This window comes from Streptomyces sp. NPDC047042 (assembly GCF_040644035.1).
GTDB lineage: Bacteria > Actinomycetota > Actinomycetes > Streptomycetales > Streptomycetaceae > Streptomyces.
Genome location: NZ_JBEYVP010000017.1, coordinates 180,226 through 202,233, shown reverse-complemented (window position 1 = coordinate 202,233; position 22,008 = coordinate 180,226). Strand labels below are relative to the sequence as shown.

25 protein-coding genes are annotated in these 22,008 nt (G+C 70.1%); 12 read left to right on the top strand and 13 right to left on the bottom strand.

The features are described from left to right. Positions 1–247 precede the first annotated feature (247 nt). A complete protein-coding gene (locus ABZ855_RS21645) occupies positions 248–526 on the top strand; it encodes a DUF1876 domain-containing protein (RefSeq protein WP_360809080.1) in 279 nt (92 codons plus the stop codon). A gap of 6 nt (positions 527–532) precedes the next feature. Here the strand turns inward: ABZ855_RS21645 and ABZ855_RS21640 are convergent, their stop codons facing one another. From ABZ855_RS21640 to ABZ855_RS21615, 6 genes are all read right to left on the bottom strand, one after another. Continuing rightward, complete coding sequence (locus ABZ855_RS21640) at positions 533–1,714, bottom strand: serine hydrolase domain-containing protein (protein ID WP_360809138.1); 1,182 nt, start codon at positions 1,712–1,714, stop codon at positions 533–535. A 59-nt stretch (positions 1,715–1,773) separates the two neighbouring features. Then, the gene (locus tag ABZ855_RS21635; protein ID WP_360809136.1) at positions 1,774–2,178 is read right to left on the bottom strand and encodes an organic hydroperoxide resistance protein; all 405 of its coding nucleotides are present in this window, start codon (positions 2,176–2,178) and stop codon (positions 1,774–1,776) included. Between the two features lie 229 nt (positions 2,179–2,407). After that, the gene (locus tag ABZ855_RS21630; RefSeq protein WP_360809078.1) at positions 2,408–2,884 is read right to left on the bottom strand and encodes a MarR family transcriptional regulator; all 477 of its coding nucleotides are present in this window, start codon (positions 2,882–2,884) and stop codon (positions 2,408–2,410) included. Between the two features lie 28 nt (positions 2,885–2,912). Then, complete coding sequence (locus ABZ855_RS21625) at positions 2,913–3,704, bottom strand: ABC transporter ATP-binding protein (protein WP_360809076.1); 792 nt, start codon at positions 3,702–3,704, stop codon at positions 2,913–2,915. Beyond that, complete coding sequence (gene cbiQ, locus ABZ855_RS21620; protein ID WP_360809074.1) at positions 3,701–4,462, bottom strand: cobalt ECF transporter T component CbiQ; 762 nt, start codon at positions 4,460–4,462, stop codon at positions 3,701–3,703. Before cbiQ ends, ABZ855_RS21625 begins: the two co-directional genes overlap by 4 nt. 1 nt (position 4,463) lies before the next feature. Then, the gene (locus tag ABZ855_RS21615; protein WP_360809072.1) at positions 4,464–5,543 is read right to left on the bottom strand and encodes an energy-coupling factor ABC transporter permease; all 1,080 of its coding nucleotides are present in this window, start codon (positions 5,541–5,543) and stop codon (positions 4,464–4,466) included. 170 nt (positions 5,544–5,713) lie between these two features. Here ABZ855_RS21615 and ABZ855_RS21610 point away from each other — a divergent pair, with 170 nt between their 5' ends. After that, complete coding sequence (locus tag ABZ855_RS21610) at positions 5,714–6,061, top strand: SsgA family sporulation/cell division regulator (protein ID WP_360809070.1); 348 nt, start codon at positions 5,714–5,716, stop codon at positions 6,059–6,061. 167 nt (positions 6,062–6,228) lie between these two features. Here the strand turns inward: ABZ855_RS21610 and ABZ855_RS21605 are convergent, their stop codons facing one another. The 3 genes from ABZ855_RS21605 to ABZ855_RS21595 all read right to left on the bottom strand — a co-directional run bounded on the left by ABZ855_RS21605 (position 6,229) and on the right by ABZ855_RS21595 (position 11,539). After that, the gene (locus ABZ855_RS21605) at positions 6,229–7,920 is read right to left on the bottom strand and encodes a penicillin-binding transpeptidase domain-containing protein (protein WP_360809068.1); all 1,692 of its coding nucleotides are present in this window, start codon (positions 7,918–7,920) and stop codon (positions 6,229–6,231) included. 96 nt (positions 7,921–8,016) lie between these two features. Continuing rightward, positions 8,017–9,648 (bottom strand): penicillin-binding transpeptidase domain-containing protein, encoded by a 1,632-nt coding sequence (locus ABZ855_RS21600; protein WP_360809066.1) that lies wholly within the window; start codon positions 9,646–9,648, stop codon positions 8,017–8,019. Positions 9,649–9,796: 148 nt separating this feature from the next. Next, positions 9,797–11,539, bottom strand: a complete 1,743-nt coding sequence (locus ABZ855_RS21595; protein ID WP_360809064.1) for a phospholipid carrier-dependent glycosyltransferase — start codon at positions 11,537–11,539, stop codon at positions 9,797–9,799. Positions 11,540–11,601: 62 nt separating this feature from the next. On the opposite strand from ABZ855_RS21595, the gene rsmI reads away from it, so the two are divergent. The 4 genes from rsmI (at position 11,602) to ABZ855_RS21575 (ending at position 15,480) form a co-directional block, all read left to right on the top strand. Next, on the top strand, positions 11,602–12,486 hold the full coding sequence (rsmI, locus tag ABZ855_RS21590) for a 16S rRNA (cytidine(1402)-2'-O)-methyltransferase (protein WP_360809062.1): 885 nt from the start codon (positions 11,602–11,604) through the stop codon (positions 12,484–12,486). A gap of 175 nt (positions 12,487–12,661) precedes the next feature. After that, a complete protein-coding gene (locus tag ABZ855_RS21585; RefSeq protein ID WP_360809060.1) occupies positions 12,662–13,051 on the top strand; it encodes a hypothetical protein in 390 nt (129 codons plus the stop codon). Between the two features lie 78 nt (positions 13,052–13,129). After that, complete coding sequence (locus ABZ855_RS21580) at positions 13,130–14,008, top strand: TatD family hydrolase (protein WP_360809058.1); 879 nt, start codon at positions 13,130–13,132, stop codon at positions 14,006–14,008. A 140-nt stretch (positions 14,009–14,148) separates the two neighbouring features. Further along, positions 14,149–15,480, top strand: a complete 1,332-nt coding sequence (locus tag ABZ855_RS21575; protein WP_360809134.1) for a ubiquitin-like domain-containing protein — start codon at positions 14,149–14,151, stop codon at positions 15,478–15,480. Positions 15,481–15,494: 14 nt separating this feature from the next. On the opposite strand, the gene ABZ855_RS21570 is transcribed toward ABZ855_RS21575, so the two are convergent. Continuing rightward, complete coding sequence (locus ABZ855_RS21570; RefSeq protein ID WP_360809132.1) at positions 15,495–15,875, bottom strand: ATP-binding protein; 381 nt, start codon at positions 15,873–15,875, stop codon at positions 15,495–15,497. Positions 15,876–15,942: 67 nt separating this feature from the next. Between ABZ855_RS21570 and ABZ855_RS21565 the strand changes: the two genes are divergently transcribed. Then, the gene (locus ABZ855_RS21565) at positions 15,943–16,140 is read left to right on the top strand and encodes a DUF397 domain-containing protein (RefSeq protein ID WP_360809056.1); all 198 of its coding nucleotides are present in this window, start codon (positions 15,943–15,945) and stop codon (positions 16,138–16,140) included. A 4-nt stretch (positions 16,141–16,144) separates the two neighbouring features. Here the strand turns inward: ABZ855_RS21565 and ABZ855_RS21560 are convergent, their stop codons facing one another. Together ABZ855_RS21560 and ABZ855_RS21555 are read right to left on the bottom strand one after the other, a co-directional pair. Further along, positions 16,145–16,717, bottom strand: coding sequence for a DinB family protein (locus ABZ855_RS21560; RefSeq protein WP_360809053.1), 573 nt, complete (start codon positions 16,715–16,717; stop codon positions 16,145–16,147). After that, on the bottom strand, positions 16,714–16,905 hold the full coding sequence (locus tag ABZ855_RS21555) for a hypothetical protein (RefSeq protein WP_360809051.1): 192 nt from the start codon (positions 16,903–16,905) through the stop codon (positions 16,714–16,716). The genes ABZ855_RS21560 and ABZ855_RS21555 overlap by 4 nt, the downstream gene beginning before the upstream one ends. Before the next feature lie 87 nt (positions 16,906–16,992). Between ABZ855_RS21555 and ABZ855_RS21550 the strand changes: the two genes are divergently transcribed. Then, positions 16,993–17,277, top strand: coding sequence for a hypothetical protein (locus ABZ855_RS21550; protein WP_360809049.1), 285 nt, complete (start codon positions 16,993–16,995; stop codon positions 17,275–17,277). Between the two features lie 6 nt (positions 17,278–17,283). On the opposite strand, the gene ABZ855_RS21545 is transcribed toward ABZ855_RS21550, so the two are convergent. After that, entirely contained in the window at positions 17,284–18,180 is an 897-nt protein-coding gene (locus tag ABZ855_RS21545; RefSeq protein ID WP_360809130.1) for a LysR family transcriptional regulator, read from the bottom strand. A 97-nt stretch (positions 18,181–18,277) separates the two neighbouring features. On the opposite strand from ABZ855_RS21545, the gene ABZ855_RS21540 reads away from it, so the two are divergent. The 4 genes from ABZ855_RS21540 to ABZ855_RS21525 are packed head-to-tail and all read left to right on the top strand — an operon-like array spanning position 18,278 to position 21,861. After that, a complete protein-coding gene (locus ABZ855_RS21540) occupies positions 18,278–19,183 on the top strand; it encodes an alpha/beta hydrolase (protein WP_360809047.1) in 906 nt (301 codons plus the stop codon). After that, positions 19,180–19,965: a class I SAM-dependent methyltransferase gene (locus ABZ855_RS21535; RefSeq protein WP_360809045.1), complete on the top strand. Its 786-nt coding sequence runs from the start codon at positions 19,180–19,182 to the stop codon at positions 19,963–19,965. Before ABZ855_RS21540 ends, ABZ855_RS21535 begins: the two co-directional genes overlap by 4 nt. A 52-nt stretch (positions 19,966–20,017) precedes the next feature. Further along, complete coding sequence (rsmA, locus tag ABZ855_RS21530) at positions 20,018–20,971, top strand: 16S rRNA (adenine(1518)-N(6)/adenine(1519)-N(6))-dimethyltransferase RsmA (protein ID WP_360809043.1); 954 nt, start codon at positions 20,018–20,020, stop codon at positions 20,969–20,971. After that, complete coding sequence (locus ABZ855_RS21525) at positions 20,968–21,861, top strand: 4-(cytidine 5'-diphospho)-2-C-methyl-D-erythritol kinase (protein ID WP_360809041.1); 894 nt, start codon at positions 20,968–20,970, stop codon at positions 21,859–21,861. Before rsmA ends, ABZ855_RS21525 begins: the two co-directional genes overlap by 4 nt. Positions 21,862–22,008: the final 147 nt, after the last annotated feature.

Below are 22,008 nucleotides of genomic sequence, written 5' to 3'. Positions count from 1 at the left end.
CTTGGCGTCGGTGCGGGAGGTGCGCGGGAGGCTTTCGGCGGAGCGGGAAGCTTTCAGGAGAGCACGGTGAGGGCCCTGGGGGCACGGGAGGGAGGGCGATCGCGACGAAAGTCACACATCGGACGCGGTCGGGATACGCCGGGATCGGTACGCGCCGCAAGGCGTAGAGGTCTCACGCGTGCGTGCGGGGGCCGACAGGAGCACCCTGGAAGCAGCGGTACCGCAGGTGAGCCCGGAGGTGATCGTCATGGCCCACACCGCAGTGGGATGGCATGTCGAGTTGCAGTTCGAGGAGGACGAGCAGCGGACACGTGCCGCGGCCCTCGTACGACTCGCGGACGGGAGCGAGGTACGGGCCAACGGATACGCCAGCCGTCACCGGTCCGACGCGAATCAGCCGCGCGTCGGCGAGGAGATCGCCGGGGCGCGCGCCCTCAACGAACTGGCGATGAAGCTGCTGACGAAGGCACACGATGAGATCGACGAGGCGTCGGGGCGTACGTCGCATTCACTGGGCCTCAGGTAGGCGCGTTCAGCGACCCTCGGTCAGGAGGGCGGCCCGCACCCCCCGCACCAATGCCTGCGCCCGCCCGTCCGCCGTCACGCTCTTGCGGAAGCCGTTCGTCACATAGCCGAACGCGATCCCCGACTCGGGGTCGGCGAAGCCGAGCGCGCCGCCGCGCCCGGGGTGGCCGAAGGAGCCGGGGGCCAGGAACGGCGAGGCGGCGCCGTGGAGCATGTAGCCGAGGCCGAAACGCGTGCCGATGACCAGGACGCGGTCCGGGCCCGCCGACTGCTCGCGCCGGGCCAGTTCGGCCGTCGCCGGGGTGAACAGGCGTGTCCCGCCGTCCACTTGGCCGATGAGGGAGGCGTAGAAGCGGGCGAGTCCGTCGGCCGTGGCGATGCCGTTGGAGGCGGGGAGGGCGGCGGCCCGGTACGCGGGGTCGTTCTCGTCGGGCAGCGGGGTGATCGCGGCGAAGGCGCGGCTGGTGAGGGAGTCCGGGTCGGCGTAGGCGTCGGCGACGGACCGCTTGGGGCGGGTTCTGAGGTGCGGGCCCGCCGTCTCCGGCGTCGGGACCCGGCCCACCCTGCCCACGCGCCCTGACGCGGCCACGGTCTCCGGCAGCCCGATCCACAGGTCGAGCCCGGCGGGCTCCGCGATCTCGGCGGCGACCCACTCGCCGATCGGGCGCCCGCTGACCCGTCGTACCAGCTCGCTCGTCAGCCAGCTGTACGTCTGCGCGTGGTACCCGTGGTCCGTCCCCGGCTCCCAGGCCGGTGCCTGGGCCGCGACCGCGGCGGCGCCGAGCGCGGGGTCGGCGGCCTGGGCCGGCGTGAGCGGTCGGTCGAGTACGGGGACGCCGACGCGGTGCGAGAGCAGGTGCCGTACGAGGGCCCGCTCCTTGCCCGCCGACTTGAACTCGGGCCAGTACTCGCCCACGGGCGCGTCCAGGTCCAGTTCACCGCGCTCGGCCAGCATCAGGAGGGCGGCGGCGGCCACGCCCTTCGTCGCCGAGCGGACGATCTGCGCGGTGCCGTGCTCCCAGGGCGCGTCGCCCTCCACGTCACGGGTGCCGGCCCACAGGTCGACGACCCGCCGCCCGTCCCGGTAAACGGTGACGGCGGCGCCGCGCTCGCCGCCGGTCGCGAAGTTGGCCGCGAACGCCTCTTTGACGGGCTCGAAGCCCTCCGCCACCGTGCCGTTCACGTCCACGTCCACGCCCACGTTCAGGTCCACGCGGGGGTAACGCGCACTCACCCGCCCGCGATTCCTCAGCCCAGGATGATCGTCACATCGATGTTGTCGCGGGTGGCGTTCGAGTACGGGCAGATCATGTGGGCCGCGTCCACGAGCTTGGACGCGATGCCCTGGTCCAGGATCGGCAGCGAGACGCTCAGGGCGACCGCGAGGCCGTAGCCGCGCTGCTTGTTGGGGCCGATGCCGACCTTCGCGGCGACCGTGGAACCGGTCAGGTCGTAGCCCTCGCGGCGGCCGACCAGGACCAGGGCGTTGTGGAAGCAGGAGCTGTACCCGGCGGCGAACAGCTGCTCGGGGTTGGTGCCGTTGCCGTCGCCGCCCATCTGCGGCGGCATCGCCACCCTGAGCGCGATCTGGCCGTCCTGGCTGGTGACGTCACCGTTCCGGCCGCCGTGGGCGGTGGCCTCGGCGACATACATGATCTTCGTCGGACGGGTGTCCGGACGAGCATCGGTGGTACCGGCCTGGATGTCGATACCGGCGTCGGTCACGACAGAACCTCCCCCAAAGCGGGCTATATGGACGGATATATGGACGAATACGTGAGCGCTGACGCGTGTAGATTCTGCGAAGACGAACTACATCGTGCACAAGGTACCGGCTGGTAGGTAGGTAACTCTTACCCGGGGGTAGGAACCGTGGGTAACCTCAGGTCAGACGGGCCCGCTCGGCCGCCACCTGGGCCCGCTCCGCCAACTCCCGCAGTTCGCCCCGCAGTCGGGCCACCGCGCCCTCGCTCAGTTCCGTCGCCGCGAACAGCGCCTGCGGTACGCGCGCCGCGCGCTCCCGGAGTTCCTCGCCGCGCCCGGTGACACCGATGGAGAACGACCGCTCGTCCCGCGTCGAACGCTCCCGGCGGACCAGACCCGCCGACTCCAGCCGTTTGATCAGCGGCGAGACCGTGCCGTAGTCCAGGCACAGGGCGGTGCCCAGCTCCTTGACGGTCACCTCGCCGCGCTCCCACAGGACCATCAGCACCAGGTACTGCGGGTAGGTGATGCCCAGTTCGTCCAGGAACGGGCGGTATGCGGCGGTCATCGCGCGCTGGGCCGCGTACAGCGCGAAGCACAGCTGGTCGTCGAGGCGCGGCGACCCGGAGTTGTGCGCGTCCTCTTGTTCGATCACGCGACCATTGTCACGGACGCCTCGGGAGTCACTGAGTGCGGGCCACCGAGACCGAGCGCGGGTCGAATCCGAAGGGCAGTTCCAGCCGGTGGGCGCGCATCAGGTCGTCGTCGGCGAGGAGGTCGCCGGTGGGCCCGTCGGCGGCGATGACGCCCTCGCTGAGGATCAGCGCGCGCGGGCACAGCTCCAGGGCGTACGGCAGATCGTGCGTGACCATGAGGACCGTGACGTCCAGCGACCGCAGGATATCGGCCAGTTCGCGGCGCGAGGCGGGGTCGAGGTTGGAGGACGGCTCGTCGAGGACGAGGATCTCCGGCTCCATCGCGAGCACGGTCGCCACGGCCACCCGGCGCCGCTGCCCGAAGGAGAGATGGTGCGGCGGCCGGTCGGCGAAGTCCGCCATCCCGACCAGGTCGAGGGCGGTACGCACCCGCCCCTCCAGCTCCTCGCCCTTCATCCCGGCGGCGGCCGGCCCGAAGGCGACGTCCTCGCGGACCGTCGGCATGAAGAGCTGGTCGTCGGGATCCTGGAAGACGATCCCGACCTTGCGTCGGATTTCGGCCATGTGCCGCTTGCCGACGGGCATCCCGGCGACGGTGACCGTCCCCGCGCCCCCGCTGAGGATGCCGTTGAGATGCAGTACGAGGGTCGTCTTGCCGGCCCCGTTGGGCCCCAGCAGCGCCACCCGCTCGCCGCGCCCCACGGAGAAGTCGACGCCGAAGAGGGCCTGGTGGCCGTCGGGGTAGGCGTAGGCCAGCCCGGCCACCTCGAGGGAGGGGGAGGGCGACGAAGGCAGTGGGGATGGGAGCGCGGCTGTCACAGGGACCATCCCAGCACACAGACGGCGAGCGCCGCGACGGGCAGCGCGAAGGCGTACGACCACTGCGCCCGGGACGCGGTCACCTCGTCGATGACGGGCATCGAACCGGCGTATCCCCGGCTCACCATGGCCAGATGTACGCGCTCGCCCCGCTCGTACGACCGGATGAACAGTGCCCCGGCGGACTTCGCCAGCACACCCCAGTGCCGGACTCCCCGCGCCTCGAACCCCCGCGACTCCCGGGCGATCCGCATGCGCCGCATCTCGTCGGTGATGACATCGCCGTACCGGATCATGAAGGACGCGATCTGCACGAGCAGCGGCGGGAGTTTGAGCCGCTGCAGTCCGAGCAGGAGTTCGCGCAGCTCGGTGGTGGACGCGAGGAGTACGGAGGTGGCGACGCCCAGGGTGCCCTTGGCGAGGACGTTCCACGCGCCCCAGAGGCCGCTGACGCTGAGCGACATGCCGAGCACCTCCACCCGCTCGCCCTGTGCCACGAACGGCATGAGCACGGCGAAGGCGACGAAGGGGACCTCGATCAGCAGGCGCTTGAGGAGGAAGCCGGCGGGTACGTGGGCGGCGCGGGCCACGGCCGCCAGCAGTACGGCGTACACCGCGAACGCCCACACCGCCTCCCGGGGCGTGGACACGACCACGATCACGAAGGCGAACGCGGCGGCCAGCTTGGTGTGCGGCGGCAGCGCGTGCACGCGCGAGTGGGCGTGCCGGTAGAGCCGGTGGGCGTGCCCCGCGCCCATGTCAGACGCTCGCGCGCGGGGCGCCGGCCGGGCTGTCCTCGTCGGTACGACGCTTGCGCACCGCCCAGAAGACGCCGGTCCCGGCGGCGATCGTCACGCCGACGCCGATCACACCGGCGAGGCCGCCCGAGAGCCGGCCGTCGGTGATGCCCTCGACGCCGTAGTCGGCGAGCGGGGAGTCGGCGGCGGCGTGTTCCTCGACCTTGGCGTCGATGCCCTTGTCGGCGGCGACCTTCTCCAGGCCGTCGGGGCTCGCGGAGGCGTAGAAGCTGACGACCCCGGCGAGGACGAGGGAGGCGGCGAGGCCGGTGAGCCAGACGTTGCGGGTGCGGTGGGCGGGGACGGGGGCGGGGGCGGGGTCGGGGGTGAGTTCCGGCTTGGGGTCGGGTGCCGCGTCCACCAGCTTGCCGCCGACCCGCAGTTGGAGCTTCTGGCGCAGACCGCGGGCGCCGTAGACGAGATCCGGCCGTACGGCGATGACGGCGCCGACCGTGAACGCGGTGATCGCGGCCTCGCCGAGCCCGATCAGTACGTGCACGCCGACCATCGCGGTGAGGACCCGGCCGAGCGGTACGTCCGTCGTGCCGCCGATCGCGTAGACGAGCGTGAAGGCGAGGGCGGCGGCCGGCACGGACAGCGCGGCGGCGACGAACGCGGAGACGGTGACGGAACGGCGCTTCTTGGGCAGCACCTTCACCAGGCCCCGGAAGACGGCGTAGGCCACGACCGTCGTCACCACGGCCATGACCGTGATGTTCACGCCGAGCGCGGTGAGGCCGCCGTCCGCGAAGAGGATGCCCTGCATGAGCAGGACCACGGACACGCACAGGACCCCTGTGTAGGGGCCCACGAGTATCGCGGCGAGCGCGCCGCCGAGCAGGTGTCCGCTGGTTCCGGCCGCGACCGGGAAGTTCAGCATCTGCACGGCGAAGATGAACGCGGCCACCAGGCCCGCGAGTGGCGCGATCTTTTCGTCCAGCTCGCGCCGGGCGCCGCGCAGGCTCACGGCGACGGCGCCGGCGGCGACGACTCCGGCCGCTACGGAGACGGGGGCGTTGATGAATCCATCAGGCACATGCACCGTTCGATGATAGTGGCTTGTTGCGAACCTATTGCAAGAGCGATGCGTCACTGATTAGCGGGGGCCGATTTGGGGGACGGGGGCGTAATTCGGAAAATATGGGACATTGGAGGGGAGGTGAAGCGGATTCATAGATTCCGCACAGGTTACGCAGCGTAAGGGGCCGTCTGATGTCCGTAGTCGAGCAGTACGCGCGAGCCCATATCGTCACGGACACGCAGGACGACGATCGTGAGGCGGTGCCTGTGGTGCTGCGGTACGACCCGGATGCGGATCCGCGGGCGGTGCGGGTGGGGTTGCCCGGGGCGCATGAGTGGTCGTTTTCGCGGGAGCTGTTGGAGGAGGGGTTGCGGGGGCCGGTGGGGGCGGGGGAGGTGCGGGTTTGGCCCTGTGGGCGGGTGCAGGCGGTGGTGGAGTTTCACTCTGCGGGGGGTGTGGCGGTGGTGCAGTTCGAGCGGAAGGCGTTGATTCGGTTTTTGCGGCGTACGTATATGGCTGGGGCGCGGGTGTCCAGTTGACGTGGGGGTTTTCGCCCCCGCCGCCCCTACCCGTCCCATCCTGAACCTGGGGGCTGCGCCCCCAGACCCCCCTACGGCCCTGAACGGGCCTCGTCCTCAAACGCCGGACGGGCTGGATATGCGGGCCGGGGCCTCAAAGGGCGGACGGGCTGGAAATGCAGGCCACGTCAGGAACCCGCCTTCAGCAGTGCTGCCACGATCGGGCCCGCCGTGCTGCCTCCGTGGCCTCCTGCGATGACCACTCCCGCTCCTGCCAGGTCGCCGTGGTAGGCCGTGAACCAGCCGTTCGGCTGTTTCTGGCCGTCCACCTCCGCCGAGCCTGTTTTCGCGCCGTAGTCGGGGCCCAGGCCCGCCATCGCCTCCGCCGCCGTGCCGTATGCCGCCGTGTACTGGAGCAGTTCCCGGAGTTGGGAGAGCGTGGCGGCGGACATGGTGCGTGTCGCCTTCGCCAGGGTGCGGCCGTCCAGGTCGGGGGAGACCAGGTACGGCTGCCGGAAGACCCCGGACTCCACGGTCGCCGCCACCGACGCCATGTTCAGGGGGTTCATCCGCACCCCGCCCTGCCCGATCAGCGAGGCCGCCATCTGGGCCTGCGACTGCACCGGCACCGAGCCGTCGAAGGTCGAGACGCCGATCGCCCAGTTGTCCATGCCGAGGCCGAACACCTGCTGCGCCTGCTTGGTGAGGCTGTCGTTGTCGAGCTTGGGCGCCTGGCTGATGAAGGCCGTGTTGCAGGACCGCGCGAAGCTCGCCTTGAACGTGCCGCCCTTGATCTCGAACTTGTCGTCGTTCTGGAACTTCCACCCGCCGTAAGTCGAGAACTTCGGGCAGGGGTGCGGCTTGTCCGCCGACGCCAGCTTCTTCTCGATCAGCAGCGACGACGTGACGACCTTCATCGTCGAACCCGGCGCCAACGAGCCCTGGAACGCCGTGTTGAAGCCGTGCGACTGGTTCGCCACCGCCAGGATCTCGCCCGTCGAGGGGCGCATGAGGACGACCGACGACTTCGCCTTCTTCGCGACCTGCGCCTCCGCCGCCGCCTGCAGGGTCGGGCTCAGCGTCGTCTTCACGGTGCCAGGGGTGCCCTTGCTCAGCTCCAGCAGCGTCTTGTCGGCCGACTTGGCCGCCTTGGACTCCTTGCCGCGCACCACGCGCAGTTCGATGCCCGCCTTGCCGCCGGCCTTCTTGCCGTACTTCTCCCGGAGGCTGTCCAGAATCGTGCCGAGGGAGGGGTACTTCGTGAGGGTCAGTTCGCCGCCGTCGCGGTCCACCGCCTTGATCGGCGGGGTGCCGGCCTCGCCGGTGAGGAGCTTGTCGCCGTCCGCCAGGTCGGGGTGGACGACCGACGCGTGCCAGTCGACCAGCGGCTTCCCGTCGGACGTACGACGGACCACGGTCAGGGCGCTCTGATAGGTCAGCGGCTTGCTCGTGCCGCCGTACGTCACCGTGCCCTTGACCGTGAAGGGGACCTTGGCGCCCGTCGCCGGGCCGGGTGTGATCGTCACACCGGTGATGTGGGCATCCTTGGTGTAGCCGGTGAGGAGTGAGGTGGCGGCCGTGGTCGTGTCGTTCGTCGCCGCCACCGCCTGGGCGATCTTGCCCGTCTGCCAGGACGTCAGGAACTGGGTGGCGATCGCCTTGACCTGGGCCGCCGGGACGGGGCCCGTCGGCACCGACGGCTTCTTGGGGGCCGTGGCCGCCGTGGCGGAGCCGTCCTCGGCCGCCGCTCCGCCGCCGAACAGCGCGTAGACGCCGAAACCGGCACCGCCGACGACGACGGCGATCATCCCGCCGATCACCGCGGGCCTGGTCTTGCGTGCAGCACTCCGTCGCTCGGCGACGCGCCTTCTCTTGCCCACAGCTCCCGATCCTCCGCGAAATCCCCAGGGTCCCCGATGCCCTCATCCACCTCAACGACTACGGACACCCTAGAGTCCCGTCCCACAAGAGTGAGTTCAGCCTCCGGTCCGTAGCACGGCTGCGACAATCGGGCCGGCCGCGTCGCCGCCGTGGCCGCCCTCCTGGGTCATGGCCGCCGCCGCGATGTCGCCCCGGAATCCGGTGAACCAGCTGTTGGACTTGGCCTGCCCGTCCACCTCGGCGGACCCCGTCTTCGCCCCGATGTCCCCCTTCAGCCCGGCCATGGCCTTCATCGCGGTGCCCTGGGTCGCCGTCATCCGCATCATCTCCTTGAGCTGCGTCGACGTACTCGCCGGCAGGCCCTTCGCCGTCGCCAGCTGACGCTTGTCCAGGTCCGGCGAGACGAGATACGGCTGCCGGAACTCACCGGTGATCGCCGTCGCCGTCACCGACGCCATGTTCAGCGGACTCATCTGGACCTGGCCCTGGCCGATCGCGTTGGCCGCCCGGTCCGGGCCGGGGGAGGCGGGGACGCTGCCGTCGAAGGAGGTGATCCCGGTCTTCCAGTTGTCCTGGCCGAGCCCGAACCGCTCCTGCGCCTCGTCGGTCAACGACTCGTCCGTGAGCGGGTTCGCGTCGGTGCCGTCGATCAGCTTGATGAAACCGGTGTTGCAGGAGCGCAGGAAGTCGTTGGCGAGGGTGGCGTTCTCGTTCGGGTCCATACCCTCGAGGTTGCTGAAGGTCTGGCTCTTCCAGACCGCGGTCGCCGGACAGGGCGCCGGGCCGTTCATCGTCGTCACGCCGTTGTCTATCAGCATCGCCGCCGTGATGATCTTCATCGTGGAGCCCGGCGCGAGCGTGCCCTCGAAGGCCGCGTTGAACTGGTCGTCACGGTGGTTGGCGACCGCCAGCACCTGACCGGTGCTCGGCTGTACGGCGACCACGGACGACTCGGAGAACTTGAGCACCGCCTGCTCGGCGGCGGCCTGCGCGCTCGCGCTCAGCGTCGTCTCCAGCTTGCCCGGGGTGCCCTCGGCGAGGGTCACCAGCGAGGTGTCGGCGATGTTGGTGTCGGCGTGCCTGACCATCAGCTCGACGCCCGGTGTACCGCCCGCCTTGTCGCCGTAGCGGGCCCGCAGGGTGTCCAGGATCGGCCCGAGGGAGGGGTACTTCTCCTTCGTCAGGACCTTGCCGTCCCGGTCGACGGCCTCGATCGGAGGGCTGCCGGCCTCCCCGGTGACCAGCTCGTCCCCGACGGCCTTGAGGCCGGGGTGGACGACCGACGGCTGCCAGTCGACCAGCGCCCGCCCGGTCGTCGTACCCCGGACGATCCGCAGGCTGCTCGTGTAGGCGAGGGGCTTGTTCTTGCCCTGGAACGACACCGTGGCCTTCACCGAGAAGGGCACGGTCGCTCCGGTGGCGGTGCCGGGGGTGATCTTCACATCCGTGATGTGCGCGGTCGCCTTGTAGTCGCTGATCAGGGTGGTCGCGGGCGCGGCGTTGTTCGTCAGCTCGCCGGCTGCCTGCGCCTGCCCCTTCTCCCAGGCCGCGAAGAACTTCTCGCTGGTCTCCGCGATCTCGTCCTTCGACGGCGGCCCGGTCTTCACGGCCGGCGGCCCGCTGTCCTCGTTGAGCGCGGACACGATGTTGAACACGCCGTACCCGGCCCCGCCGACCATCACCGTGAACACGGACCCGACGATGGCGGCCTTTGCTCCCTTGCGCATGTGAGTTCCCCTCCCCGTTGGCCTCTGCACTGTAAGTGGCGCGAGGGGCCCGTGTGAGGGGAGTTTCCGTCTCTTGTCCCAACTCTTGTCCGAAGAGTGATCAGAACTGTGATCAGAAATGTGGTCAGAGGTGTGATCGGGAGAGCGCTCAGACCCAGGTGTCCAGCCACATCCGTGAACGCCACGAGTCGATCGGGATCGCCGTCCCCGTGTACAGCGGCCAGAAGTAGATGAAGTTCCACGCGATCAGCAGCACCAGTACGCCCGCGCCGGCCGCTCCCGCGACCCGGCGTCGTTCGGTCGACCCCGGTGGGCCGATCATCGCGCCGATCATCATCGCCACGGCCAGGCACAGGAAGGGCAGGAAGACGATCGCGTAGAAGAAGAAGATCGTGCGCTCCTGGTACATGAACCAGGGGAGGTAACCCGCCGCGATCCCGCAGGCGATGGCGCCCGCGCGCCAGTCGCGCCGCAGCAGCCAGCGGTACAGGACGTACAGGACCGCGAAGCAGGCCGCCCACCACAGCAGGGGTGTTCCCAGGGCCAGGACCTCCCGGGCGCACTGCTCGCCCGCGTTGGTCGGGCAGCCGCCGCTGCCGGGTTCGGGGGCCTCGTAGAAGAAGGAGACCGGGCGGCCCAGGACGAGCCAACTCCACGGGTTCGACTGGTAGTTGTGCGGGGTGTGCAGGCCCACGTGGAACTCGTACACCGCGTGCTCGTAGTGCCACAGGCTGCGCCACCAGTCCGGGAACAGCCATGACCAGTCGCTGCCCTTGCCCTGGGTCGCGGCCCAGTTGCGGTAGTAGCCGCCGGTGCCGTCGGACGGGGAGAGGATCCAGGCCGTCCAGGAGAGCAGGTACGTGACGATGGCGACCGGGACCGTCGCCAGGAACGCCCAGCCCAGGTCGCGCCTGACGACCGCCTCGTACGGGTGCCGGGCGCCGGCGACCTTGCGGGTGCCGACGTCCCACAGCACCGCCATCACGCAGAACGCGGCCAGTATGTACAGCCCGTTCCACTTGGTGCCGATGGCCAGGCCCAGCATCAGGCCCGCGAGCCAGCGCCAGGGGCGTACGCCGAAGCGGGTCGTCTCGGCGGTGTGCGCGTCCGGCCGTACGACACCGTCCGCGTCCGGCGGGAGCGCCGCCGCCATCCGTTCGCGGGCCTTGTCGCGGTCGATGACCAGGCAGCCGAAGGCGGCGAGGACGAAGAACTGCAGGACGCCGTCGAGCAGCGAGGTGCGGCTCATCACGAAGGCCAGGCCGTCGACCGCCATCAGCGTGCCCGCCAGGCAGCCCAGAAAGGTCGAGCGGAAGATACGGCGGCCGATACGGCACAGGATCAGGACCGACAGCGTGCCCAGCAGCGCCGTCATGAAGCGCCAGCCGAACGGATTGAACCCGAACATCCATTCGCCGAGCCCGATGACGTACTTCCCTACGGGCGGATGCACCACATAGGCCGGGTCGGTCGGGATCGGCACGTGCCCGTCGTTCTGGAGGATCAGGTTGTTGACGTCCTTGCCCCAGTTGACCTCGAAGCCGCGGTGGATGATCCCCCACGCGTCCTTCGCGTAGTACGTCTCGTCGAACATCACCCGCTTCGGGCTGCCCAGGTCCCAGAAGCGCAGCAGGCCGGCCAGCAGCGTCACCAGCAGCGGGCCGACCCAGCCCGACCAGCGGGTGATCCGGTCGGCGAGGGTCGGCGGCAGCCCGAGGGTCGCCCAGAGGCGGGGGTTCGGCTCCGTGTACGGCGGCACCAGCCGGTCCCGGACGTCACTTCTCGGCTTCGCCGTGTATCCGAAGCGGCGCAGCCGCTGCTGCCACGCCGGCCGCTGCTCTGGCGAGGATGAGCTTTGCCGGATGTCCGTGGAGGGCGCGGTACTGGTCACCGCGCCATCGTAGGGAACGGCGCTGTGTGCGTCCCGTGGAAGTGCCCTGCGAGGATGGAAACGTGACAGGAACCTTGGTTTTGGCAGGCACCCCCATCGGCGACATCACGGACGCGCCGCCCCGGCTCGCGGCGGAACTGGCGGGCGCCGACGTCATCGCGGCCGAGGACACCCGGCGACTGCGCCGGCTCACCCAGGCGCTCGGGGTGCAGCCCAAGGGCCGGGTCGTGTCGTACTTCGAGGGCAACGAGGCCGCCCGCACCCCCGAACTGGTCGAGGCGCTGCTCGGCGGCTCGCGGGTGCTGCTGGTGACGGACGCGGGCATGCCGTCGGTGTCCGACCCCGGCTACCGGCTGGTCGCCGCCGCCGTGGAGAAGGACGTCAGGGTGACGGCCGTACCCGGCCCGTCGGCCGTCCTCACCGCGCTCGCGCTGTCCGGGCTGCCCGTCGACCGGTTCTGCTTCGAGGGCTTCCTGCCGCGCAAGGCCGGCGAGCGCCTCTCCCGCCTCCGTGAAGTGGCCGAGGAGCGCCGCACCCTCGTGTACTTCGAGGCCCCGCACCGCCTGGACGACACCCTCGCCGCGATGTCCGAGGTATTCGGCGGGGACCGACGGGCCGCCGTCTGCCGGGAGTTGACGAAGACGTACGAGGAGGTCAGGCGCGGCCCGCTCGCCGAGCTGGCGGAGTGGGCGGCCGAGGGCGTACGGGGTGAGATCACCGTCGTCGTCGAGGGCGCCCCCGAGCGGGACGGCGGGGAGCTCGGCGCGGAGGAACTGGTGCGGCGGGTGCGGGTGCGCGAGGAGGCGGGGGAGCGGCGCAAGGAGGCCATCGCGGCGGTCGCGGCGGAGGCGGGGCTGCCCAAGCGGGAGGTGTTCGACGCGGTGGTGGCCGCGAAGAACGCGGAGGGCGCGGGGAGTTCGGGAAGTGCGACGCGGGTCACGCCATAAAGGGGCAAAGGGGGGTGGTGGAAGGCAAAGCGCAGCTCTCGGATCGGGGCTGTTCCCACAAGGAATGGCCAAGACGCCTTCAACACTCGACAGGTCTGATGCCTTCACGCCGGTAGAGGCGTCCACTGGTTCACAGGACGCACCGTCCTTGGTCCAGCGGACTAGAGGAGCTGGCATGAGCGAGATCACCGGCCACCGCAGCACGGCCACCGCCGTCGTTCACGAGTCGTATTCCTTCGCCTGCATGCGCTGCGGGCACGGCTGGGAACAGTCGTACGAGATCGAGCACCACACCGACGCCGAGGGCGCGCAGATGATCATGTACGTGGCGGACGGCCACGTCGTACCGTCTCCGCTGACCCGGCCCACCTGCCTGAACTGCGACGCCCACGTCGTGCGCATCATGCGGGCGGGGCAGGTGTCGTCGGTCCAGAACTCGATGCACCGGCAGCGAACGGCGCCGAAGGCGGTGCCGGAGTCCAACGAGGATTCCGTGGCCCCGAAGGAAGATCATCACTGGCACCTCTCGGACCTCCTCCACCCGTTCCACCGCAAAGCGAGCTAGCTCCCCCTGGCTCCCCCCTGGCTCCCCCGGGCCAGGCAGGCATGCCCCCTCCTCGGAACCCTTTCGTAGGATCGGGGCATGTCTGCCAAGTCCCAAGTCGCCTCGGCGCCGCCGCTGCCCGAACCCCTGCGGGTGGCTGTCGCCGACTCGCACACGCACCTCGACATGCAGTCCGGCACGGTCGCGGAAGGCCTCGCCAAGGCCGCGTCGGTCGGGGTGACCACGGTCGTCCAGGTCGGCTGCGACCTCAAGGGCTCCCGGTGGGCGGCCGAGACGGCGGCCACGTACGACAGTGTCCACGCGACCGTCGCCCTGCACCCGAACGAGGCCCCCCGGATCGTCCACGGCGACCCCGACGGCTGGTCCCGGCAGGGCGCGCGCGTACCCGGCGGGGACGCGGCCCTCGACGAGGCGCTCGCGGAGATCGACCGTCTCGCCGGGCTCCCGCAGGTCAAGGGCGTCGGCGAGACGGGTCTCGACTACTTCCGCACCGGCCCGGAGGGCAAGGCGGCGCAGGAGCGCTCCTTCCGCTCCCACATCGAGATCGCCAAGCGGCACGGCAAGGCGCTGGTCATCCACGACCGGGACGCCCACGCCGACGTCCTGCGGGTGCTGAAGGAGGAGGGCGCCCCCGAGCGGACCGTCTTCCACTGCTACTCCGGCGACGCGGAGATGGCTGAAGTCTGCGCCGCGAACGGCTACTTCATGTCGTTCGCCGGGAACATGACCTTCAAGAACGCCCAGCCGCTGCGCGACGCGCTCGCCGTGGCGCCCCTGGAGCTGATCCTGGTCGAGACGGACGCGCCCTTCCTCACCCCGGCGCCCTACCGGGGCCGGCCGAACGCCCCCTACCTCATCCCGGTCACTTTGCGGGCGATGGCCGAGGTGCGCGGCATTGACGAGGACACCCTGGCAACGGCCATCGCAACGAACACCGCACGCGCCTTCGATTACTGACGCGCACTGACGTGCGTTGACGCTCCGTAGCCGCGTCGCTTTGGAGAGTGACGGCCGCTCCGCTAGGTTCTGGTGCCCGTCGCCGGAACCTGGAGCGTGTCGTCGTGAGCAGTTCGCCGCCATACGAGACGTACAGCCCCCTGGGCGGACAGCAGCCGCCGTCGCCGTCACCGTACGGGGAGTACGACCCGCACACCGCCGAAACGGTGGCGTACGGGGTGCTGCCGTCGCTGCCCAACGTGCCTTACGAGGACACGTACCGCCCCGCCTACGAGCCGCTGCCCGCGCCGCAGCCGCCGCCCACGCTGCCCCAGCAGCAGCTGCCGGGCGAACGAACCCGCGAGGGGCGGGCGGGCAGGCGCCGCAAGGGCTCCGAACGGCCCGACACCATCCGCCGGTTGCTGCCGCAGGCGCTGGTGGTGGCCTTCCTGGCGGGCGGTACGACGGCCTTCGTCGCCAAGGACAAGGCGATCGAACTGACCGTCGACGGCAAGCCGCGCACCCTGCACACCTTCGCCGACGACGTGACCGAACTGCTGGCCGACGAGGGGGTCGCGGTCGGCGCCCACGACGTCGTCGCCCCCGCGCCGGGCACGGCGCTGGCCAGCGGCGACGAGGTCCACGTCCACTACGGGCGACCCGTACGTATCACTCTGGACGGTGAACGGCGTGAGCTGTGGACGACGGCACACACGGTGGAGGAAGCACTCAGACAGTTCGGGGTGCGCGCCGAGGGCGCGTATCTCTCCCTCGCGCGCTCCCAGAAGATCGGCCGCCACGGACTGACCATCGACGTCCGCACCGAGCGCACGGTGACGATCATGGCGGACGGCAGGGCACGCACGATCCGTACGAACGCGGCGACGGTCGGCGAGGCGGTACGGGAAGCCGGGATCACCTTGCGGGGCGAGGACGCCCTGTCCGTGGACCCCGCGAGCTTCCCGCGCGACGGCCAGGCGGTGACGGTGCTGCGCGTGACGGGCTCCAAGGAGGTACGCGAGGAGGCGATCCCCTTCGACGTGCGGCGCATCCAGGACGCGACCCTGTTCAAGGGCACGGAGGTCGTCGACCAGCCGGGCCGCCCGGGCCTGCGCCGGGTCACCTTCGCCATCCGCTCGGTCAACGGGGTGAAGCAGAAACCACGCCGGGTGCGTACGGAGGTGGTGCGCGAGCCCCGGGCCCAGCTGGTGAGGGTCGGCTCGAAACCCATGCCGACGTCGGTGGCGGGGGCGGACCACCTGAACTGGGGTTCGCTGGCGGCCTGCGAGTCAGGGGGCCGCCCGAACGCGGTGGACCCGTCGGGCACGTACGGCGGCCTCTACCAGTTCGACACGCAGACGTGGCAGAGCCTGGGCGGCTCGGGCCGCCCCCAGGACGCGTCGGGGGCAGAACAGACGCTGCGGGCGAAGAAGCTGTATGTGAAGCGGGGGGCGGGGCCTTGGCCGCATTGTGGGGGGCGGTTGCATGGGTGAGGGGTTCATGACGGTCAGGCGCTGACCTTGCCGCCTAGTTCACACCATACGAACTTGCCGCGATTCCCGAACCGGGACAGCGGCTGCCATCCCCAGAGATCGGAACAGGCGTGGATCATTCCCATCCCGCGCCCGTCTTGCGAGTCGGTGAGCTGCCCCAATTCCTCGGGCGGCTGCGGGGGTTGGGGATCGGCGTCCCAGGCGCCGATGCGCAGGACCCCGGCTGACCAGCGCACGCGTAGGGCGGCGGGGCCCTTGGTATGCCGTACGGCGTTCGAAACGAGCTCGGTCGCGAGAAGTTCGGCGACATCGACGAGGCCGATCAGCCCGTGCAGGGTGAGGATGAGGCGGAGGGTGCGGCGGCTGATGGTGACGGCGCGGAGGTCGTTGGGGATGTAGAGGGAGTACTCCCAGGACTCGGGCGCGGACTCCGACTTCGGCCGGGCTTCCTTCTCGGTCTTCGTGGACGCACTCAAGTGGCGGAAGTCGTCCTACTCCGGCGACGGCCAGGGGGACGCCTGCGTCGAGATAGCGGACCACCTCGCCCGAGTAGCCGTACGGGACTCCAAGCTTCCTACCCCCGGCAACCTCACCTTCCCCAAGGGAGCCTTCACGCGCTTCGTCGAGGGGCTCAAGTCACCCGTGGCGCACCACAAGTGACCGCTCATACGCGCCGCGCCGCGGCCCCGTCCTGCCAGCTGTAGAGGTCGCGCAGCAGGGAAATCTCGGCGCCGTGATGAATCAGCTCCCTGTTGACGTGCAGGACCCTGTTCTCCATGGGAAACCGCTCGGGACCCACCGTGGGCGGATTCTCCAGGTCGGCGTCCGAGAGCTCGCGGACCCCCGCGTTCCATCTCCCGTACATCTCATCGAGCTGTTTCAGCGCCTCGTCAGCGGTCCCCGCGTAGGCGAATGTCTCGGAGTCGACGTTCTGCCCGCCGAAGTACCATCCGACCCGATAGCCCAGGCACGAGACGATGATGTGCGCCAGCCGCCAGGCAATCGTGGTCACCGGCGCCGGCTCCGGCACCGTGTCGGGGGACGCGGAGTCCATCGTCCATTCCCCGGAACCTTCCGACATCGGCGCGGCGGCCGACGTGCCACGCGGGCGGACGCTCCAGCAGCCGCGCACCGGCTCCCAGAAGTACTCCTCGTCGGTAAGACCATCCAGCCGCGGCCGCAGGTTCTGGCGCCAGTACCAGTCCAACTGCTCCGCGAGCCGCTCGCTTCTTGTCATTTCCGCTTCCCTCTCGCTCGCCGGAACGTGATGCGTGACCACGACCTGCTGTACGGGAACGGATCGTGGACCTTCTCCAGCAGAATCTCCCCGCGCCCGCTCCGCAACTCCCGCCCGAGGGCCAGCAGTTCCGAGCGGGTCCCGGACAGCGCCAGTTCCCCGGTCGAGTCACCGCGCAAGACCTTCACCGCGTCATACCTCCGCACGCACCCGTATGTGATCGTCAGATCTATTGTGTCCGCCTCCGTCGATCGTTGGGTCTGGAAGGAATCAGCGTGAGGTACGTCAAGGTGTCATGGAGTCATGACCTCGAGGATGAGCCCGTGGTCTATCTGAGCGAGATCGGTGGAGACGGGTTCGAGAAACGGAAAATTCAATTCCTCCGTGACGGCAAGGTTGAGTGGGCGGATGGATTGCATGAGACGGCAAGCGTTGGTCTTTCTGAGGTTGCCTTCCCGGTTGATCTTCGAGAGATTTCTGACCAGCCGGAGTTCGATGCTGTAGAGGTGACTCCGCAAGAGTTCGAGCGAGAATGGGTAAACGCTCGTTCATTGGAATGACCAGGATCAAGACCGCCCCCCGATCCTCCCCGCCACCTCCCCGGCGATCTCGATCGCCCGCGCCGCGAGTGGTGAGTGAGTTCGGCCCCTCTGCCACAGCAGGAAGATCTCTCGGGGTGGGAGCGCCGGCTCGAGTTCGTGGACGCGCAGCGACGCGTCCGAGGCGATGTCGGCCCCGCCGACGGCGAGTTGGGGCAGGATCGCGGAACCCAGACCCGCCCGCACCATCGACAGCACCGTCTCGTTGCCCGCCGTACGGCACACGACCTGCGGTCGGACACCGCGCCGTGCCAGTGCCTGCTCCATCCTCGCCTGGTCGCAGATCGCCGGATGCGCCACCATCGGTACGCCGTCCAGTTGGGCCGTGCGTACCGGGCCCTCGGGGAAGGTCCCGGTGCGGGCCACCAGCAGGTAGGGATCGTCGAGCAGCTTGCGGTGTTCGACGTCACCGTCCACGCGGCCGTCGAAGAACATCAGGTCGAGGTCCTGGACCTGGGGACGGTCGGTCTCCTCCTCGAACAGCCTGATGTCGCAGCCGGGGTGCTCGTCCCGAAGCCGGCGTACGACCGACGGCAGCAGGGCGTTGGACACGCTCTGGAACGTGCCGATGTCGACCCGGCCGTCCCCGGCCTTGAACCGGTCGACAGCCGTCGCCATCGCCTCGGCCCGCGCAAGCAGATCCCGCCCGTGTGCCAGTACGACCGCGCCGAGCGGCGTGATCCGCACCGGTTTAGGCCCACCCGGCCGGTCGAACACGGCACCGCCGACGGCCTTCTCCAGAGCCGCGATCTGCTGGCTCACCGTCGACTGGGTGTACCCGAGCAGCGCCGCCGCCCGCCCGAACGAGCCCTCGTCGGCCACGGCGGCCAGGGTGGTCAGATGCCGCAGTTCCACGTCGAACACGGGTTCGTCTTCCTCGTCGAGTTCATCGTCAATCACGATTGACTTGATCGGAAAGTATCGCTTTTCGCGATGGCCGGCCACATCTAGCGTGATGTTCATGACCGATCACCTTTCGCACGGCGAGAAGCTCATCCACATCGCGGCCGAGCCGGAGAAAGACGGTGTCAAGCTCTGCGTCGAGACCTTCGGAGACCCCGCCGACCCGGCGATTCTCCTCATCGACGGCGCCTCCGCCTCCATGCTCTGGTGGGAAGCCGAGCTGTGCGAGCAGATCGCGCGCGGGGAGCGGTTCGTGATCCGCTACGACAACCGGGACACCGGCAGATCCACCAGCTACCCGCCGGGACAGCCCGGCTACACCTACACCGACCTGGCCGCCGACGCGCTCGGCATCCTGGACGCCCTCAACATCGAGCGCGCGCACATCGTCTGCCGGTCCATGGCCGGCGGACTCGGACTCATCCTCGGGGTGGACCACCCCGACCGGGTGGAGTCACTGACGTTCGTCTCCACCTCCACCGGCGAGGACGGCCTGCCGCCCTCGTCCGACGAACTCGCCGCCGGCATCCCCGCCGAGCCGGACCCCGCCGACTCCGACGCGGTGGTGGACTACGTCGTCGCATCGGCGAAGGCCTGCTCGGGCGGCTCGCCCTACTTCGACGAGACCGCCACCCGCACGCTGGCCGAGCGGGACGTCGCCCGTACGCGCGACTACGCGTCCACCCTCGTCAACCACTACGCGATGTCCTTCGACGGATCGTCCCGCGACTTCGCTTCCCTCAAGGCCCCGACCCTGGTCATGCACGGCGACCACGACCCCGTCCTCCCGCTCCCGCACGGACACGCGCTGCGCGACGCGATCCCCGGTGCGAAGCTGCTCATCCTGGAAGGCGCCGGACACGACCTGCCGAAACCCCTGTGGGACGTGTTCGCCTCCGCTCTGCTCCAGCACACCGGAGACGGAGACGGAAACAGAGACGCCCACCTCGAAGGGACCCGATGACGGTGACGTCCAACCTGTTCGACTACGACGCCGAACTGCGCCTCCACAACAACCGCTTCCGAGCCGCCGCCCGCGTCCGCTCCCGCGACCGCGTACTCGACATCGGCTGCGGCACCGGCCAGACCACGCGCGAGGCAGCCCTTGCCGCCGACACCGGAAGCGCGGTCGGCGTCGACCTCTCCGCGCCCATGCTCGAACGGGCCCGCCGGCTCAGCGACGACCAGGGGCTGACCAACGTCACCTTCCAGCAGGCGGACGCCCAGACCCACGACTTTCCGCCCGCCCACTTCGACCTCTGCATCAGCAGGTTCGGGACGATGTTCTTCACCGACCCGGTCGAAGCGTTCACCAACATCGGGCGTGCTCTGCGCCCCGCCGCGCGCCTGGTGCTGCTCGTCTGGCAGGAGCGCGAGCGCAACGAGTGGGCCACCGCGATCCGCCGGACCCTCACCACCGCCCCGGCAGCCGCGTCCGACGGCGGCCCGGATCCGTTCTCGCTCGCCGACCCGACCGTCACGGAAGGCATCCTCACGGCGTCCGGCTTCACGGACGTCACCTTCACCGACGTACACGAACCCGTCCACTACGGTGCGGACAGCGCCACCGCCTTCGACGCCGTACTCCGCCTGTGGGAGGTCAAGGACCTCCTCGCCGACCTCGAGCCCACAGCCGCCGAGGAAGCCCGGGCGCGCCTGCGCGACACCCTCGACGCCCACACCACCGCCACCGGCGTGCACTTCGACTCACGCGCGTGGCTCGTCACCGCTCGTCGCCGCCGGTGACCGGGAGCGAACAGTTGCCATCGCCGCCCCCCACCCCCCGTACCCTTGACCCGTGAGTACCAGCCCCGCCCCCGACGCCACCCCTGATGCCGTCCCCGACGCCTCCTCCGATGCCCTGTTCGGTGCCGCTGACATCCGTGAGCTGGCCGGCGCCCTCGGTGTCAGGCCCACCAAGCAGCGCGGGCAGAACTTCGTCATCGACGCGAACACCGTCCGCCGTATCGTGCGCACCGCCGGTGTGCGGCCCGATGACGTGGTCGTCGAGGTCGGGCCGGGGCTCGGTTCGCTCACGCTCGCGCTGCTCGACGCCGCCGAGCGGGTCGTGGCCGTGGAGATCGACGACGTCCTCGCGGGCGCGCTGCCCGCCACCGTCGCCGCCCGGATGCCCCACCGCACCGACCGGTTCTCGCTGGTGCACTCCGACGCCATGCGCGTCACCGAGCTGCCGGGCCCCCCGCCCACCGCGCTGGTCGCGAACCTGCCGTACAACGTCGCCGTGCCCGTGCTGCTGCACATGCTGGAGACGTTCCCGAGCATCGAGCGGACCCTCGTCATGGTGCAGGCGGAGGTCGCCGACCGGCTCGCGGCGCCGCCCGGGTCGAAGGTGTACGGCGTTCCTTCGGTGAAGGCGAACTGGTACGCCGAGGTCAAGCGGGCCGGTTCCATCGGCCGGAACGTCTTCTGGCCCGCGCCCAACGTCGACAGCGGGCTCGTCTCGCTCGTCCGGCGTGCCGAGCCGCTGAAGACGACCGCCGAGCGCACCGAGGTCTTCGCGGTCGTGGACGCCGCCTTCGCCCAGCGGCGCAAGACGCTGCGCGCCGCGCTCGCCGGGTGGGCCGGGTCGGCCGCCGCCGCCGAGAGCGCCCTCGTCGCCGCCGGGGTCTCCCCGCAGGCGCGCGGCGAGTCGTTGAGCGTCGAGGAGTTCGTCCGCATCGCGGAGAACAAAGCCCAAGAAAGCAACAAAGCCGCAGAAGAGAACGACCACGAGGAGTCCGGGCAGCAGTGAGCGTCACCGTTCGGGTTCCCGCCAAGGTCAACGTCCAGCTCGCGGTGGGTGCCGCGCGTCCCGACGGCTTCCACGACCTCGCCAATGTCTTCCTCGCCGTCGGCCTGTTCGACGACATCACGGTGACCCCGGCCGCCGAGCTCCGGATCACCTGTGAGGGGCCGGACGCCGCCCAAGTGCCCCTGGACGGTACGAATCTCGCCGCCCGCGCCGCCGTCGCGCTCGCCGAGCGTTACGGCCGTACGCCCGACGTGCACATCCACATCGCCAAGGACATCCCCGTCGCGGGTGGGATGGCGGGCGGCAGTGCGGACGGTGCCGGGGCGCTCGTCGCCTGCGACGCGTTGTGGGGGACCGGCGCCTCGCGGGTCGAACTCCTCGACATCTGTGCCGAGTTGGGCAGCGATGTGCCCTTCAGTCTGGTGGGCGGGGCCGCGCTCGGGATGGGGCGTGGGGAGAAGCTGACGGTCCTGGAGACCGGCGGCACCTTCCACTGGGTGTTCGCGGTGGCGGAGCGTGGGTTGTCCACGCCGGCCGTGTTCCGGGAGTTCGACCGGCTGGTCGCTGACAGTGAGGTTCCGGTGCCCGTCGCCTCGCCCCGACTCCTCGACGCGCTCGCCGAGGGCGACCCCGACGCGCTGGCGGCCACCGTCTCCAACGACCTTCAGCCCGCCGCCCTTTCGCTCTTCCCGGCCCTCGCCGACACCCTCGCCGCAGGTCGCGCCGCAGGCGCGCTGACCGCTCTGGTCTCGGGTTCCGGTCCGACGACGGCGTTCCTCGCCCGGGACGCGGAGGCCGCCCGGCAGGTCGCGGAGGCGCTGTCGGCGTCCGGCACCTGTCGTGCCGTACGGGTGGCAGCGGGGCCGGTGCCGGGTGCCCGCGTGCTGTGACACCGCGCACACAGAGTTACCCCTGGGTTAACCCATTTGTCTGACCCGCACAGGGAATTCACCGTTCCTTGGCATGGAGCGACGCGGACGGACCGGCGTGACGCGTAGGGTCTTTTCAACTTCAAGCACTCGCCGTCGCGGAGCTCC

What these genes read in the sequence shown, in the direction of transcription:
- ABZ855_RS21645 (WP_360809080.1), top strand. Translation starts at nt 248, where the DNA reads ATGGCCCACACCGCAGTGGGATGGCATGTCGAGTTGCAGTTCGAGGAG.
- ABZ855_RS21635 (WP_360809136.1), bottom strand. Translation starts at nt 2,178, where the DNA reads ATGTATGTCGCCGAGGCCACCGCCCACGGCGGCCGGAACGGTGACGTC.
- cbiQ (WP_360809074.1), bottom strand. Translation starts at nt 4,462, where the DNA reads ATGGGCGCGGGGCACGCCCACCGGCTCTACCGGCACGCCCACTCGCGC.
- ABZ855_RS21610 (WP_360809070.1), top strand. Translation starts at nt 5,714, where the DNA reads ATGTCCGTAGTCGAGCAGTACGCGCGAGCCCATATCGTCACGGACACG.
- ABZ855_RS21600 (WP_360809066.1), bottom strand. Translation starts at nt 9,648, where the DNA reads ATGCGCAAGGGAGCAAAGGCCGCCATCGTCGGGTCCGTGTTCACGGTG.
- ABZ855_RS21585 (WP_360809060.1), top strand. Translation starts at nt 12,662, where the DNA reads ATGAGCGAGATCACCGGCCACCGCAGCACGGCCACCGCCGTCGTTCAC.
- ABZ855_RS21580 (WP_360809058.1), top strand. Translation starts at nt 13,130, where the DNA reads ATGTCTGCCAAGTCCCAAGTCGCCTCGGCGCCGCCGCTGCCCGAACCC.
- ABZ855_RS21560 (WP_360809053.1), bottom strand. Translation starts at nt 16,717, where the DNA reads ATGACAAGAAGCGAGCGGCTCGCGGAGCAGTTGGACTGGTACTGGCGC.
- ABZ855_RS21540 (WP_360809047.1), top strand. Translation starts at nt 18,278, where the DNA reads ATGACCGATCACCTTTCGCACGGCGAGAAGCTCATCCACATCGCGGCC.
- ABZ855_RS21535 (WP_360809045.1), top strand. Translation starts at nt 19,180, where the DNA reads ATGACGGTGACGTCCAACCTGTTCGACTACGACGCCGAACTGCGCCTC.